The organism is Streptomyces sp. GbtcB7 (assembly GCF_019091445.1).
Taxonomy (GTDB): domain Bacteria; phylum Actinomycetota; class Actinomycetes; order Streptomycetales; family Streptomycetaceae; genus Streptomyces; species Streptomyces mirabilis.
Genome location: NZ_JAGXJM010000312.1, coordinates 1 through 267, shown reverse-complemented (window position 1 = coordinate 267; position 267 = coordinate 1). Strand labels below are relative to the sequence as shown.

The 267-nt window shown below is 55.8% G+C and carries 1 rRNA gene; it reads left to right on the top strand.

The annotated features are described in order from the left end of the window. Positions 1-192: 192 nt before the first annotated feature. A 5S ribosomal RNA gene (rrf, locus tag KVT44_RS56160) occupies positions 193-267 on the top strand; the annotation flags it as partial.

Genomic DNA, 267 nt, shown 5'->3' with positions numbered 1-267 from the left:
GGAAGGCGGGTAACCGCTGGAGGTGACCGGTACTAATAGGCCGAGGGCTTGTCCTCAGTTGCTCGCGTCCACTGTGTAGTTCCCAGACAACGAACGGTTGTGCTGGCTGAACAGTTCCACTAATCAATTGAATAGTGTGCTTGTTCGCTGCCCGTTCAAGACCCCGCTTTATTGCGGGGTGTCTGAAAGGGTTTCGGTGGTCATAGCGTGAGGGAAACGCCCGGTTACATTCCGAACCCGGAAGCTAAGCCTCACAGCGCCGATGGT